At 63.3% G+C, this 13,770-nt stretch carries 6 protein-coding genes and 3 rRNA genes; 8 read left to right on the forward strand and 1 reads right to left on the reverse strand.

Translation table 11 applies throughout. The features are described 5' to 3' along the window. Positions 1-108: 108 nt before the first annotated feature. Together gndA and I6B53_RS02500 are read left to right on the forward strand one after the other, a co-directional pair. A complete protein-coding gene (gndA, locus tag I6B53_RS02495; RefSeq protein WP_367880390.1) occupies positions 109-1,641 on the forward strand; it encodes an NADP-dependent phosphogluconate dehydrogenase in 1,533 nt (510 codons plus the stop codon). Positions 1,642-1,668: 27 nt separating this feature from the next. Beyond that, a complete protein-coding gene (locus tag I6B53_RS02500; RefSeq protein WP_216764700.1) occupies positions 1,669-2,745 on the forward strand; it encodes a sugar kinase in 1,077 nt (358 codons plus the stop codon). 191 nt (positions 2,746-2,936) lie between these two features. Here the strand turns inward: I6B53_RS02500 and I6B53_RS11265 are convergent, their stop codons facing one another. Beyond that, complete coding sequence (locus I6B53_RS11265; RefSeq protein ID WP_367880403.1) at positions 2,937-3,161, reverse strand: metal-sensitive transcriptional regulator; 225 nt, start codon at positions 3,159-3,161, stop codon at positions 2,937-2,939. A 224-nt stretch (positions 3,162-3,385) separates the two neighbouring features. Here I6B53_RS11265 and I6B53_RS02510 point away from each other — a divergent pair, with 224 nt between their 5' ends. The 6 genes from I6B53_RS02510 (at position 3,386) to I6B53_RS02535 (ending at position 13,180) form a co-directional block, all read left to right on the forward strand. Beyond that, positions 3,386-5,143 (forward strand): FAD-dependent oxidoreductase, encoded by a 1,758-nt coding sequence (locus I6B53_RS02510; protein WP_216764702.1) that lies wholly within the window; start codon positions 3,386-3,388, stop codon positions 5,141-5,143. Between the two features lie 22 nt (positions 5,144-5,165). Beyond that, positions 5,166-5,366: a hypothetical protein gene (locus I6B53_RS02515; protein ID WP_216764703.1), complete on the forward strand. Its 201-nt coding sequence runs from the start codon at positions 5,166-5,168 to the stop codon at positions 5,364-5,366. A gap of 538 nt (positions 5,367-5,904) precedes the next feature. After that, positions 5,905-7,440: ribosomal RNA gene (locus I6B53_RS02520) — 16S ribosomal RNA — on the forward strand. A gap of 270 nt (positions 7,441-7,710) precedes the next feature. Further along, a 23S ribosomal RNA gene (locus I6B53_RS02525) occupies positions 7,711-10,838 on the forward strand. A gap of 111 nt (positions 10,839-10,949) precedes the next feature. Further along, positions 10,950-11,067, forward strand: a 5S ribosomal RNA gene (gene rrf, locus I6B53_RS02530). The 16S, 23S and 5S rRNA genes sit together here, the layout of an rRNA operon. Positions 11,068-11,677: 610 nt before the next feature. Beyond that, positions 11,678-13,180, forward strand: coding sequence for a hypothetical protein (locus tag I6B53_RS02535; RefSeq protein WP_216764704.1), 1,503 nt, complete (start codon positions 11,678-11,680; stop codon positions 13,178-13,180). Positions 13,181-13,770 lie beyond the last annotated feature (590 nt).

The raw sequence follows: 13,770 nt of genomic DNA on the forward strand, positions 1-13,770 counted from the left end.
CCTTGCCTCATTTGCCTCATTGCACGGCTGCGAACGATTCAAGGGTTTCATCGGGGTGCCTGCCGGGCGCTCGGTTTCCATGAGTTGCCACAGGCGGCGCCCTCGTTCGTGCAACTGGCGGCAACCCGCGTCCGCCGGCGTGCCCGGCGGGCAGTCTGGCTTCACGTACGAATGAAGGAGGATTCGATGTCGATCTCCACCCCAGCTCGGGCAAGCGCCGACGTCGGCGTCACCGGCATGGGCGTCATGGGCCGCAACCTCGCCCGGAACCTTGCGCGCAACGGCCACACCGTGGCCATCCACAACCGCAGTGCCGACAAGACCGAACAGGTCTTCGCCGACCACGGCAGTGAGGGCGTTTTCGTCCCTGCCGAGACCATGGATGACTTCGTCGCCTGCCTGCAACGCCCTCGCGTGGCCATCATCATGGTCAAGGCCGGTGCCGCCACCGACGCCGTCATCGAAGAACTGGCGTCACGCATGGACGAGGGCGACATCATCGTCGACTGCGGCAACACCCTGTTCCACGACACCCGACGCCGGGAGGCAGCACTGCGCGAACGCGGAGTGCACTTCGTGGGCGTGGGCGTTTCGGGAGGTGAAGAGGGCGCCCTGTGGGGTCCTTCGATCATGCCCGGCGGTCCGGTGGAGGCCTACGGGCGACTGGGCCCCGTGTTCGAAACGATCAGCGCCAAGGTGGAGGACACTCCGTGCTGTACGCACATCGGCCCCGACGGGGCAGGCCACTTCGTGAAGATGGTGCACAACGGCATCGAGTACGCCGACATGCAGGTCATCGGCGAGGCCTACGACCTGCTGCGTCGCGTGGCGGGACTGGAACCGGCCGAGATCGCCGAGGTCTTCGCGACATGGAACCGCGGCGAGTTGGACTCGTATCTGATGGAGATCACCGTGGAGGTCCTGCGTCAGGTCGATGCGCGTACGGGCAAGCCTTTCGTCGACGTCGTCGTGGACGCCGCAGGCCAGAAGGGCACGGGCGCATGGACCACTCAGACTGCGCTGGACCTGGGTGTGCCGGTCACAGGCATCGGTGAGGCCACCTTCGCCCGAGCACTGTCCGCCTCTCCGCTCCAGCGGCAGGCGGCCCGGGACCTCCCGGGGCAGATCCCGGCGACCGACCCGGTTGACCGTGACACATTCGTCGAGGACGTCCGCCAAGCGCTGTACGCCTCCAAGCTCATCGCCTACACGCAGGGTCTCAACGAGATCCAGGCTGCCGCCGCCGAATACGGGTGGGACCTGGACCTCGGGGCGATTGCGCGCATCTGGCGTGGCGGCTGCATCATACGTGCGCGTTTCCTCAGCGAGATCACGGCGGCCTTCGAAGCCGATCCGGCTCTGCCGCTGCTCATCTCCGCCGCGGTGTTCCGCGACCGGATCGTCGCGGCACTGCCGTCCTGGAGGCGTGTGGTCGTGGCATCGGCTCAGCACGGGGTGCCTGCACCCGTGTTCTCCTCCTGCCTGTCGTACTACGACGCGCTGCGATCCGACCGCCTGCCTGCAGCCCTCATCCAGGGGCAGCGGGATTTCTTCGGAGCGCACACCTACGGCCGTGTCGACGCACCGGGTGCCTTCCACACCCTGTGGGCCGTCGAAGGCCGCCCCGAGGTCGAGGCCTGAGCCGGGCAAGGACGGAAAGGATCGGAGATGGAACTACGCGCTGACGCACGATGGTCCCTGGTGGTGCCCACCTCGATGGGGGTCCGACTGACGCCGGACAACCGTCAGGCCACCCACACCTGCGACCACTTCTTCCTCCTGCAGGCGACCTCCGCGGAGACCAACGTCGCCTCGATCGCCTCCCACTTGGGGCTCCCGACCAAGGTGCTCACCAACTTCGTGGAGGGATCGCCCATCGCGGCCTTCATCAAGGCGAATCTGCGAGCACGCGGCATGGAGGTCGAAGGCCGCGAGGTCCCGCAGGGAGATGCGTGGGGGTACCGCCACCAGTTCAACATTGCGGACTCCGGCTTCGGCGGACGCGCCCCGCGTGTGTGGAACGACCGTGCGGGCGAGGTCGGGCGCACTCTGGCGGCCACCGACTTCGACCTGGAGGCCCTGTTCGAACGCGACGGGGTCAAGATCGTGCACATGTCGGGTCTGATCGCCTCCCTGTCGCCCGAAACCGGTCGCCTGTGCGTGGAACTGGCGCGTGTGGCTGCCGAGCACGGGACGGCGGTGAGTTTCGACCTCAACTACCGCGCCTCGTTCTGGAAGGGGCGCGAAGAGGAGCTTTCGGCCGCATTCCACGCCATCGCCGAGCACTGCGACATCCTCTACGGCAACGAAGAGGACTTCCAGTTGTGCCTGGGCATCGAGGGCCCTGAGGTGGGCGGCAGTGGAATCGACGCTCAGATCGACCAGTTCGCCGGCATGATCGAACGCGTCCGCGCCGCCTACCCGAAGGCCACGTGGGTGGGAACCTCTTTGCGCGAGGTCGTCTCGGCGAACCACCACAGGTGGGGCATGATCCTGTGGGGCCAGGGCCTGCTCGAGGTGGTTCCTTTGCGTGACATTGACGTCCTGGACCGCATCGGTGGAGGCGACGCGTCGATCGGTGGTGTCCTGTACGGCATCCTGCGCGGGTGGACCACGCGAGAGTGCGCCCACTTCGGGTGGGCCACCGGCGCCCTTGCTGCCACCAGTGTCCACGACTACGCGGCTCCCGCCGACGAGGCGCAGGTGTGGGGCGTGTGGGAGGGCAACGCTCGCGTCCAACGCTGAGTCGCTTCACCTGTGAGGCGCCGATCTTCGACCCGGCGAAGCGGCGGAGCCGTCAAGGCCGGTGTCCGCATGGCGCCGGCTCGATCGGAGCAGTGCCAGAGGCCGGGCTTGTCGGTGATGCCGTTGGAGGCGGCCGTGGAGGAATGGCCGGTGGCACCGTGGCGGCCGGTTGCCCGGTGGTGGTCCAGTCCTCAACTCAGGCAGAGGAAGAGTTTCTCCAGGTCGTTGACGTCGTGGGCGGGGTCGTCGTCGGTGAGGCACTCGCGCATGGCGCTGGAGATGACGGTGAAGCCGGCCCGTTGCAGCGCGGAGGTCGCGGCAGCCAGTTGGGTGACGACGTCCTTGCAGTCGCGGCCCTCTTCGACGGCGCGGATGACTCCGTCGAGTTGTCCGCGCGCCCGCTTGAGACGGTTGATGACCTTGCGTCGGGTTTCCCGGGCCTGTTCCGGTGCGTGCGGTGAGGCGAGGGCGTTCGTGGTGCCCTTCGACGAGGGCGGGACCTCGCCCTGGTGATCGTGCGGCCTGGATGTTCGTCCCATGTCCAAGAACTCCTCTTCCGTGCTCTTGCACGATTGTATACCCCCAGGGGTATAGTGCTGATGTCGGCGGAGATCCCGTCACATGAGACCCAGGAGGCCCCATGCAGGTCGTCATCGTCGGAGGTGTCGCCGGAGGAATGAGCTGCGCCGCGCGCCTGCGCAGACTCGACGAGAACGCCTCGATCATCGTCCTCGACAAGGGCCCGGACGTGTCCGTCGCCAGCTGTGGCCTGCCCTACCACGTGGGCGGAGAGATCCCCGACGAGGCCTCACTGCGCGTCCAGACGCCCGCATCCCTGCGGGCCTCCCTCGACCTCGACGTGCGCACGGGACACGAGGTCCTTTCCGTGGACCCGCAGGCGCGCACCGTCCTCGTCCGCAACGCCGCAGGGAAGCACACGATCGGGTGGGACGCCCTCGTCCTTTCCCCCGGCGCAACCGCCGCCCGCCCACCCATCCCCGGAATCGACTCGCCTCGCGTCCACGAACTTCGTGTCGTCGAGGACGCCGTCCGCCTCAAGGCCGCCGTGCGCGGTGCCACGCGGGCAGTGGTCGTCGGTGGAGGATGCATCGGGATCGAAGCCGCCGAAAACCTGCGCCTTGCGGGCCTGGAGGTCACACTGCTCGAAGGCAGCGACCACGTCCTGCCGCCTTTGGACGCCGAAATGGCCTCCCTGGCGCGCGCCGAACTGCGGCGCCTGGGCATCGAGGTCGTCGAAAACGCTCCTCTTGCCGAGATCCGACCCGGAGCCGACGCCGACACCCTGGTCCTGGCCGACGGGCGCACCTGGGAGGCCCAGGTCATCGTCGTCTCCGTGGGTGCCCGAGCCGAGACCGCGCTGGCGGCATCCGCCGGTGTCGCACTCCAGAACGGGGCGTTCGTCATTGACGGTCGCGGGCGAACCGACGTCGAAGGAATCTGGGCCATCGGCGATGCGGTGAACCAGACCCACTTCGTCACCGCCTCCGTGCGCCCCGTGCAACTGGCCGGACCCGCGAATCGAGCGGGCCGCCTGGTGGCCGAGGATGTCATCGCCTTCACAACGGCCGCTTGCGGACAGGGGGCGGATGGAGACACCGCGCCCGCAGCGCAAGCGTCGACCTCGTGGAAGACCCCGCAGGTGGGCGCCGCCAGCGCGCGCGAACTGCCCAAGCCCTTGGGGACCGCCATCGTGCGCATCGGCGAATTGCAGGTGGCGATGACCGGCGCCTCCAAGCGGGAGTTGGAGCGTGCGGGGATTGAGCACCGCACCATCCACCTGCACCCCAACCAGCACGTCACGTATTTTCCGGGGGCCGAGATGATGGCCCTGGTCCTGCACTTCGACCAGGAGGGCCGGATCCTGGGTGCCCAAGGTGTCGGTCGCGACGGCGTCGACCGGCGCATCGACGTCCTGTCCACCGCCATGCGGGCGGGCCTGCACGTGGGGGATCTGGCCGACCTGGACCTGTGCTACGCGCCGCCCTTCGGCGCCGCCAAGGACGCTGTCATGATGGCCGGAACCGCGGCCCAGAACGTCCTGGACGGGACATTGACCCTGTGGTACCCGTGGCAATTGGCCGACGTGCGCAAAACCCACCTGATCCTCGACGTGCGCACGGTGGCGGAGTCCGAGGCCGGCCCGCGCATTCCGGGCGCCCTGCTGGTCCCGCACACCCAGCTGCGCGAACGCATGGAGGAAGTGCGCCGCGCCGCCATCGGGCGCCCGGTCGCCGTGCACTGCAAGTCAGGGGTTCGCTCCTACTTGGCCCATCGGATGCTCGCGGCGGCCGGGCTCGAAAGCGTCTCACTGTCGGGCGGCATGCTCACCCTGCAGGCGTGGGCCGAGGGGCGCGAACAGGGGCTGCTCGAAGGCTGAAGAGCAGCAAGGAGGAATGACGATGTGCAGAGCAGTCACGTGCAAGGTCTGCGGCAAGACGACATGGGCCGGCTGCGGCCGCCATGTCGACGCGGTCAAAGCAGGAGTCCCCAGCGGGCAGTGGTGCGGGGGCACTCACTCCCGCGAAGAGATCGCCAAAGCCCGGGCTGGGCGCCCCACGGCCGCCAGGTCATGGATCAAAGGGCTCTTCGGCAGGGGATGACCTTTCCGTCTTCACGAGGGCGCAGCGGTGCACCTGCATCGCGGCGCCCTCGTTCAGTCTCTGCAGCATTCATCCACGTCATACATTTCCTGCCCTTGCGGGCACACCGTGGAAAGCGTGTGTGTCACATTCTGGTGTCGCTCATGGAGTCTCCGGTGGTGTTCCGGCGGGTGGTTCTGTCGATCTCCGTACTTCGATCGCAGTACGTGCGTCGGCCGACAACGATCGAATCGGCGGAATCGCGCCCTTTCCGGGCCAGTGAGCAGGGTCACCCCTTCGCGATTTGACCGCACCTGCCGACCTGCGTAATGTTTTCACCTGTCGCCGAGACGGCCTGAACGGCCCGGAGGTGACGGATCGCCTTTCGGAGAAGCGCTTGTGAGTTGCTGATTCGGTTGTGTGGTTGTTGTTTGTGAACTCGATAGCGTGTTTGTTTGTTTATGCCTGTTTTTTGTTTTGAGTTGTTTTTTGGTTGGGATTCCTGTTGGCTGGCTTTCTTGTTTTGGGGGGTTGGTTGGTGGGGTTTTCCGAGTGTTTTTGTTCGGAGAGTTTGATCCTGGCTCAGGACGAACGCTGGCGGCGTGCTTAACACATGCAAGTCGAACGGGCTGCTCTGAGCTTGCTTGGGGTGGTTAGTGGCGAACGGGTGAGTAACACGTGAGTAACCTGCCCTCTTCTTTGGGATAACGGTCGGAAACGGCTGCTAATACCGGGTATTCACTTTGCCTCGCATGGGGTGGGGTGGAAAGGGTTTTTTCTGGTGGGGGATGGGCTCGCGGCCTATCAGCTTGTTGGTGGGGTGATGGCTTACCAAGGCTTTGACGGGTAACCGGCCTGAGAGGGTGACCGGTCACATTGGGACTGAGATACGGCCCAGACTCCTACGGGAGGCAGCAGTGGGGAATTTTGCACAATGGGCGCAAGCCTGATGCAGCGACGCCGCGTGAGGGATGGAGGCCTTCGGGTTGTGAACCTCTTTCGCCCATGGTCAAGGCTAGTTTTTGTTCTAGTTGAGGGTAGTGGGTAAAGAAGCGCCGGCTAACTACGTGCCAGCAGCCGCGGTAATACGTAGGGCGCGAGCGTTGTCCGGAATTATTGGGCGTAAAGGGCTTGTAGGCGGCTTGTCGCGTCTGCCGTGAAATCCTCTGGCTTAACTGGGGGCGTGCGGTGGGTACGGGCTGGCTTGAGTGCGGTAGGGGAGACTGGAATTCCTGGTGTAGCGGTGGAATGCGCAGATATCAGGAGGAACACCGGTGGCGAAGGCGGGTCTCTGGGCCGTTACTGACGCTGAGGAGCGAAAGCGTGGGGAGCGAACAGGATTAGATACCCTGGTAGTCCATGCTGTAAACGTTGGGCACTAGGTGTGGGGGCCACCCGTGGTTTCTGCGCCGTAGCTAACGCTTTAAGTGCCCCGCCTGGGGAGTACGGCCGCAAGGCTAAAACTCAAAGGAATTGACGGGGGCCCGCACAAGCGGCGGAGCATGCGGATTAATTCGATGCAACGCGAAGAACCTTACCAAGGCTTGACATGCACCGCGACACTGCAGAGATGTGGTGGCCTTCGGGGTGGTGTGCAGGTGGTGCATGGTTGTCGTCAGCTCGTGTCGTGAGATGTTGGGTTAAGTCCCGCAACGAGCGCAACCCTTGCCCTATGTTGCCAGCACGTTGTGGTGGGGACTCGTGGGGGACTGCCGGGGTTAACTCGGAGGAAGGTGGGGATGACGTCAAATCATCATGCCCCTTATGTCTTGGGCTTCACGCATGCTACAATGGCTGGTACAGAGGGTTGCGATACTGTGAGGTGGAGCGAATCCCTTAAAGCCGGTCTCAGTTCGGATTGGGGTCTGCAACTCGACCCCATGAAGGTGGAGTCGCTAGTAATCGCAGATCAGCAACGCTGCGGTGAATACGTTCTCGGGCCTTGTACACACCGCCCGTCACGTCACGAAAGTTGGTAACACCCGAAGCTCATGGCCCAACCGTTTGGGGGGAGTGGTCGAAGGTGGGATTGGCGATTGGGACGAAGTCGTAACAAGGTAGCCGTACCGGAAGGTGCGGCTGGATCACCTCCTTTCTAGGGAGCCCGTGTTGGGGGCTGTCCTGCGCGCGTTTGTGTGTGGGATGGTTTCTTGTGCTCATGCTTGGTCGCTGCCTGTGTGGTGGTGGGTGTGGGTGCGTTTGGGTTGCAGGTATGGGTGGGCGGACACGCTGTCGGGTTCACGTTCAACACCTGTTGGGCGTGTGTGCTCGTGCTTGTGGGGCTGCTGTTGGTGGTCGTGTGGGCGTGTGGTGGGTTGTTTGTGTTTTGTATAGTGGTTGTGAGCATCTTTTTGTTCTGTGGTTTTGTTTAGTTTTTGTGGGCATTCGGTGGATGCCTTGGCACCAAGAGCTGATGAAGGACGTTGCGGCCTGCGATATGCCTCGGGGAGTTGGCGAGCGAGCGTTGATCCGAGGGTGTCCGAATGGGGGAACCCAGCCGGGGTTGTGCCTGGTTACCATCATCTGAAGTTCATAGGGTGGTGGGGGGAACGCGGGGAAGTGAAACATCTCAGTACCCGTAGGAGAAGATATTCCGTGAGTAGTGGCGAGCGAAAGCGGAGGATGGCTAAACCGTGTGCGTGTGATAGTCGGCGGGCGTTGCGTGTGCGGTGTTGTGGGGCTCAGCTGTTCCGTCTTCTGCCGGGGGCGGGCATTGCGCGTGTCGTGGAGGTGAACACTCTGGGATGGGTGACCGTAGTGCGTGACAGTCGTGTAGCTGGACGTGGCGCGTGTGGTGTGGGTTGGGTGCCCGAGTAGTGCGGGACTCGTGAAATCTCGTGTGAATCTGCCAGGACCACCTGGTAAGCCTGAATACTACTTGGTGACCGATAGTGCATAGTACCGTGAGGGAATGGTGAAAAGTACCCCGGGAGGGGAGTGAAATAGTGCCTGAAACCGGGTGCCTGTAAGCCGTCAGAGCCTTGTGGGGTGATGGCGTGCCTTTTGAAGAATGAGCCTGCGAGTCAGTGGCACGTGGCGTGCTTAACCCGTGTGGGGTATGCGTAGCGAAAGCGAGTCTGAAATATGGCGTGTGTCGCGTGTTCTGGACCCGAAGCGGGGTGATCTACCCATGGCCAGGTTGAAGCGATGGTAAGACGTCGTGGAGGACCGAACCCACCAGGGTTGAAAACTTGGGGGATGAGCTGTGGGTAGGGGTGAAAGGCCAATCAAACTCCGTGATAGCTGGTTCTCCCCGAAATGCATTTAGGTGCAGCGTCGTGTGTTGCCTTCCGGAGGTAGAGCTACTGGATGGCCGATGGGCCCTCGCGGGTTACTGACGTCAGCCAAACTCCGAATGCCGGTGAGGTCGAGCATGGCAGTGAGACGGCGGGGGATAAGCTTCGTCGTCGAGAGGGAAACAGCCCAGATCATCAGCTAAGGCCCCTAAGCGTGCGCTAAGTGGGAAAGGATGTGGAATCGCGTTGACAACCAGGAGGTTGGCTTAGAAGCAGCCATCCTTGAAAGAGTGCGTAATAGCTCACTGGTCAAGTGGTTCTGCGCCGACAATGTAGCGGGGCTCAAGCGTACCGCCGAAGCTGTGGCACCCACACGTGGCGCCTGGGCAGCGTAGTTGCCTGTGGTGGTGTGGGTGGGTAGGGGAGCGTCCTGCGTGCGGTGAAGCCTGCTGGTGACGGTGGGTGGAGCGTGTGGGAGTGAGAATGCAGGCATGAGTAGCGATTCTGGGGTGGGAATCCCCAGCGCCGATTGACCAAGGGTTCCAGGGCCAGGTTCATCCGCCCTGGGTTAGTCGGGTCCTAAGGCGAGGCCGACAGGCGTAGTCGATGGATGACCAGTTGATATTCTGGTACCGGACACCAACCGACAAGTGTTGAAGCCATTGTGCTAACCACCTGCTCCGCTGTGCTCTTGGTGTCCTTCGGGACGCGGGGTGTGGTGGGGTCGTGGGATCCTGGTGGTGTGTAGGCAAGCGTGTTAACAGGGGTGACGCAGGAAGGTAGCTGCCGCGCGGTGATGGTTTACCGTGTCCAAGGGTGTGGCCCGTCTGCCAGGCAAATCCGGCAGGCTTGTGGGTGAGGCCTGATGGGGGACCCCGCTTGGGGGTACTGGTGGTGATCCTATGCTGTCTAGAAAAGCCTCGACGTGAGGGTGGTGTCCGCCCGTACCCCAAACCGACTCAGGTGGTCAGGTAGAGTATACCGAGGCGTTCGAGTGAATCACGGTCAAGGAACTCGGCAAAATTCCTCCGTAACTTCGGGAGAAGGAGGACCCCCAACCGTCCATCACCAGCGCGTGGGCCGGCGGTGGGGGGTCGCAGAGAATTGGGAGAAGCGACTGTTTATCAAAAACACAGGTGCGTGCGAAGTCGTAAGACGATGTATACGCACTGACGCCTGCCCGGTGCTGGAAGGTCAAGAGGAAGACTCAACACGTTTCGGCGTGTGAAGGTCTGAATTCAAGCCCCAGTAAACGGCGGTGGTAACTATAACCATCCTAAGGTAGCGAAATTCCTTGTCGGGTAAGTTCCGACCTGCACGAATGGCGTAACGACTTCTCCGCTGTCTCGACCGTGAACTCGGCGAAATTGCAGTACGAGTAAAGATGCTCGTTTCGCGCAGAAGGACGGAAAGACCCCGGGACCTTTACTACAGCTTGGTATTGGTGTCCGCTTGTGCTTGTGTAGGATAGGTGGGAGACTGTGAAGCTCCGGCGCCAGCCGGGGTGGAGTCGTCGTTGAAATACCATTCTGGTTCAAGCGGTCATCTAACCTCGGCCCGTGATCCGGGTTGGGGACAGTGCCTGGTGGGTAGTTTAACTGGGGCGGTTGCCTCCTAAAGAGTAACGGAGGCGCTCAAAGGTTCCCTCAGCCTGGTTGGTAATCAGGTGGCGAGTGCAAGTGCACAAGGGAGCTTGACTGTGAGACCGACGGGTCGAGCAGGTGCGAAAGCAGGAACTAGTGATCCGGCCATGGCACGTGGGTGCGTGGTCGCTCAACGGATAAAAGGTACCCCGGGGATAACAGGCTGATCTTGCCCAAGAGTCCATATCGACGGCATGGTTTGGCACCTCGATGTCGGCTCGTCGCATCCTGGGGCTGGAGTTGGTCCCAAGGGTTGGGCTGTTCGCCCATTAAAGCGGTACGCGAGCTGGGTTCAGAACGTCGTGAGACAGTTCGGTCCCTATCCTCTGTGCGCGTAGGAAACTTGTGGAGATCTGTCCCCAGTACGAGAGGACCGGGATGGACGAACCTCTGGTGTGCCAGTTGTACCGCCAGGTGCACGGCTGGTTGGCTACGTTCGGAAGGGATAACCGCTGAAAGCATCTAAGCGGGAAGCCTGCTCCAAGATGAGGTTTCCAACAGGAACCCTGTTCCTGTGAAGGCCCCCCACAGACTATGGGGTTGATAGGCCAGAGGTGGAAGCACCGCAAGGTGCTCGCGAGCCGACTGGTACTAATTGGCCAACACTAAACAACACCCCCACCCCGGTGGGGGGACACGGGACAACACCGCTCACAACCACTGTACAAACCACGACCAACCCACACCCCCCAACACCAGGGGGCGTGGAACACGGTTGACACCATTGCGGCGGTCATGGCGTGGGGGAAACGCCCGGCACCCATTCCGAACCCGGAAGCTAAGCCCCACAGCGCCGATGGTACTGCACCCGACAGGATGTGGGAGAGTAGGACACCACCGCAACACAACCACCCAACATGGGGGCCCAGAGCACACGCTCCGGGCCCCCACAACCACACCCACACAACAACACCAAACCCCAGCCAGGACGGACGTCGGCAGGTACGCATCCTGCCGACGTCCACGGCACGAAGGTGTGGCCCCACTCCAAGGTCCAGTGCTGTACCTTCCCTCCTTTTGCCCTGATCGGGACCGCGACGGGCTCCTGGCCCGGCCAGGGGTTTCCCGTGACCTCCACCTGCTGGCTGTGCCACTGATCCGCACTGCGACCGTCCATGTGCGGGTGTCGGCCCCAGCGCCTTGGTGCACCCTCTTGCAGGTGTTGCCGGCCGGAAACCACTCATGAACCCGCCCCGGTGCATCAGGCGATCTTCTGGTGGTGCCATGCGCACGCGAAATGCCACGAACAAGACGCACTGTTCGTCGCCCCCTTACTTCCAACGTTTTTCGCGGGCTCTGACAATTCGCCTTTTGCTTCTTTTGATGCCTGAATGCCTGAATGAATGTCCGGCTTTTGGTGCGCCTGAATTCTTGTAGTGGTCGATGGTTGTCCAGGAGGTGTTCGATAGACTTCGAGAGCCCATCAATGGATCTCCTTCAGAGGAGTCTGTTCGTGAAATTCCGTTCCGTCGTGCAGGGGGGCCTGGTGCTCGCCCTGGCTGCAGGTGCGCTGGTCCCTGTTGCCGCCCATGCGGCAGTGCCGACCGCGCCGGTGGTGACCTTCACCGGTGCGACCTGCCATGCTCCGCGCAACATCCTCACCGTGGCGGGTGCCGGCGCACTGTCTGCTGCGGAAATGGAGAACATGCGAGTCGCCCTTTTCTTCGGCGACGGCACGCAACTGTTCGTTCCCAAGGCAATGACGTCGACCTTCTTGGTCGACGATACCAAGCCCGTCGAGGAATACCTGACCCTGGCCGGTAGGAATCCCGCCGACTTCTACGGCAAGACCGTGAGCCTCAAGCTCTACTACTTCGACAAGGACCGGACAGAGCCTCCTGCCTCCTACGACGCCGAGGCCGCTGGTCTGGGAAAGACTCGCTTCATCAAGCTGGCTGACACTCAGGCGGCCCTGGTGGATCCCGACACGGCCTGCAAGCAAACCCTTCCTGCCGCCCCCGTCGTCACGATGACGCGAGTTGCGGGCACGAACAAGATCCAGGTCAGCGGAGGCGATGGCGCCGCAAACGCAAACTACCGCTTCATCGTCACCCTTGACGGACAGTCCGTGGCTGTGCCCAAGGCCAAGTCCCAGCAGATCCTCGCCAATGGCGGCACCACGACCCTTGAAGAGCTCATCGGCGCCGACGAGGCGAAGAAGTACTACGGCAAGAGCGCCAGCGTCGACGTCTACTACTTCGACCAGGCTGGCGAGTACGCGACCACACTGTATGTCGATCTTGCCTCAGTGATTGCCGGACAGACCAAGGAACGCTTCATCAAGCTCGATCGCCACACTCTCAGCGCTCGTGGCCCCGTGGTGGTTCCGACCCTGACCTTCACCCCCGCCACCTGCGATGCGAAGGCCAACACGGCCACGCTGACCGCATGGGACAAGGACCGTCAGGACAACTACCGTCTGGTCGTGAGCATTGGCGGACAGGACTTCCACCTGCCCAAGGCCGATGTGGCGAAGATCCTTGCCGATGGTGGTTCCCTGAAGATCGAGGACTACCTCACCGCCAAGAACCAGAAGCCCGCCGACTACTACGGCAAGGACTTCAGCGCCAAGCTCTACTACTTCGACAAGGACGGCGAAGAAGACCCCGCGACCTACGACGCGGCCATGGCCGGCGCCGGCAAGACACGTTTCATCCTCCTGTCGGCCCAACCCGTCACCGGCACCTTCGTGGACCCCGCCGGCCTGTCCTGCGCCCCCGCCCCGAACCCGGCTCCCGGCCCGAATCCGGCGCCCGCTCCGAACCCGGCGCCCTCGCCGAGCCCGAACCCGGCGCCCACCGCACCTGCCAAGCCCCAGACCAAGGCTCCGGCAACCACCCCGGCCAAGACCAGTTCGACACTGGCCCACACCGGCGCACAGAACCTGGCCCCCATCGCACTGCTCATCGCCCTGCTCGGTGGAGCCACCCTCACCCTCAAGCGCCGCAGCCGCTGACACAAACCCGCCCACCTCTACCACGCAGGCGCACTGGAGGGGTCGGTGGCAGGCGATGGTTCCATCCCACCCGGGCCCGTGTGGACGTGTGGCACAGTCGTCGTGTCGATCGCCCAAGGCCACCCCCTCGACCTCCTGGCGCCCCACTGTCGCAGAAGTGGAGTCCGGCGCCATCGACCTTCTTCGCGGCCGAACTCCTCCGACCCGTTCTGTCGCCGCTTCGCGCCGGCGGCACCGAAGCGATTGCGGGCGCAAGTGGTCATGGCTCTCGTCTGCACCAAGTCGCGTGTGCATCGCCGGATCGCAAAAGACGAACGGGGCGAAGACCCCAATGCCCCTGCGGTCCCCAAGTCGGCCGGGCCTGGTGCGTTGAAGCACCGCAACCCGGTCTTGGAACAGCCAAACGAGATCCTGTGCGCCGCCGCCCCTTCTGCGCCAAGGGAGTCGGCCCGGAGCGAGAAGGATCGCCGAGCCCAAGGACGCGCGCGATGGGACCCGTGACGAGCGAATCACGTACGGCACTCACGGGAAAAGGTCGTATCTGGCGGAGAGTGGCGGCTCCAGGGGAGACGAACACTTGCTCGAGCCGC

Origin of the sequence: Schaalia sp. 19OD2882 (genome assembly GCF_018986735.1) — a bacterium.
Taxonomy (GTDB): Bacteria; Actinomycetota; Actinomycetes; order Actinomycetales; family Actinomycetaceae; genus Pauljensenia.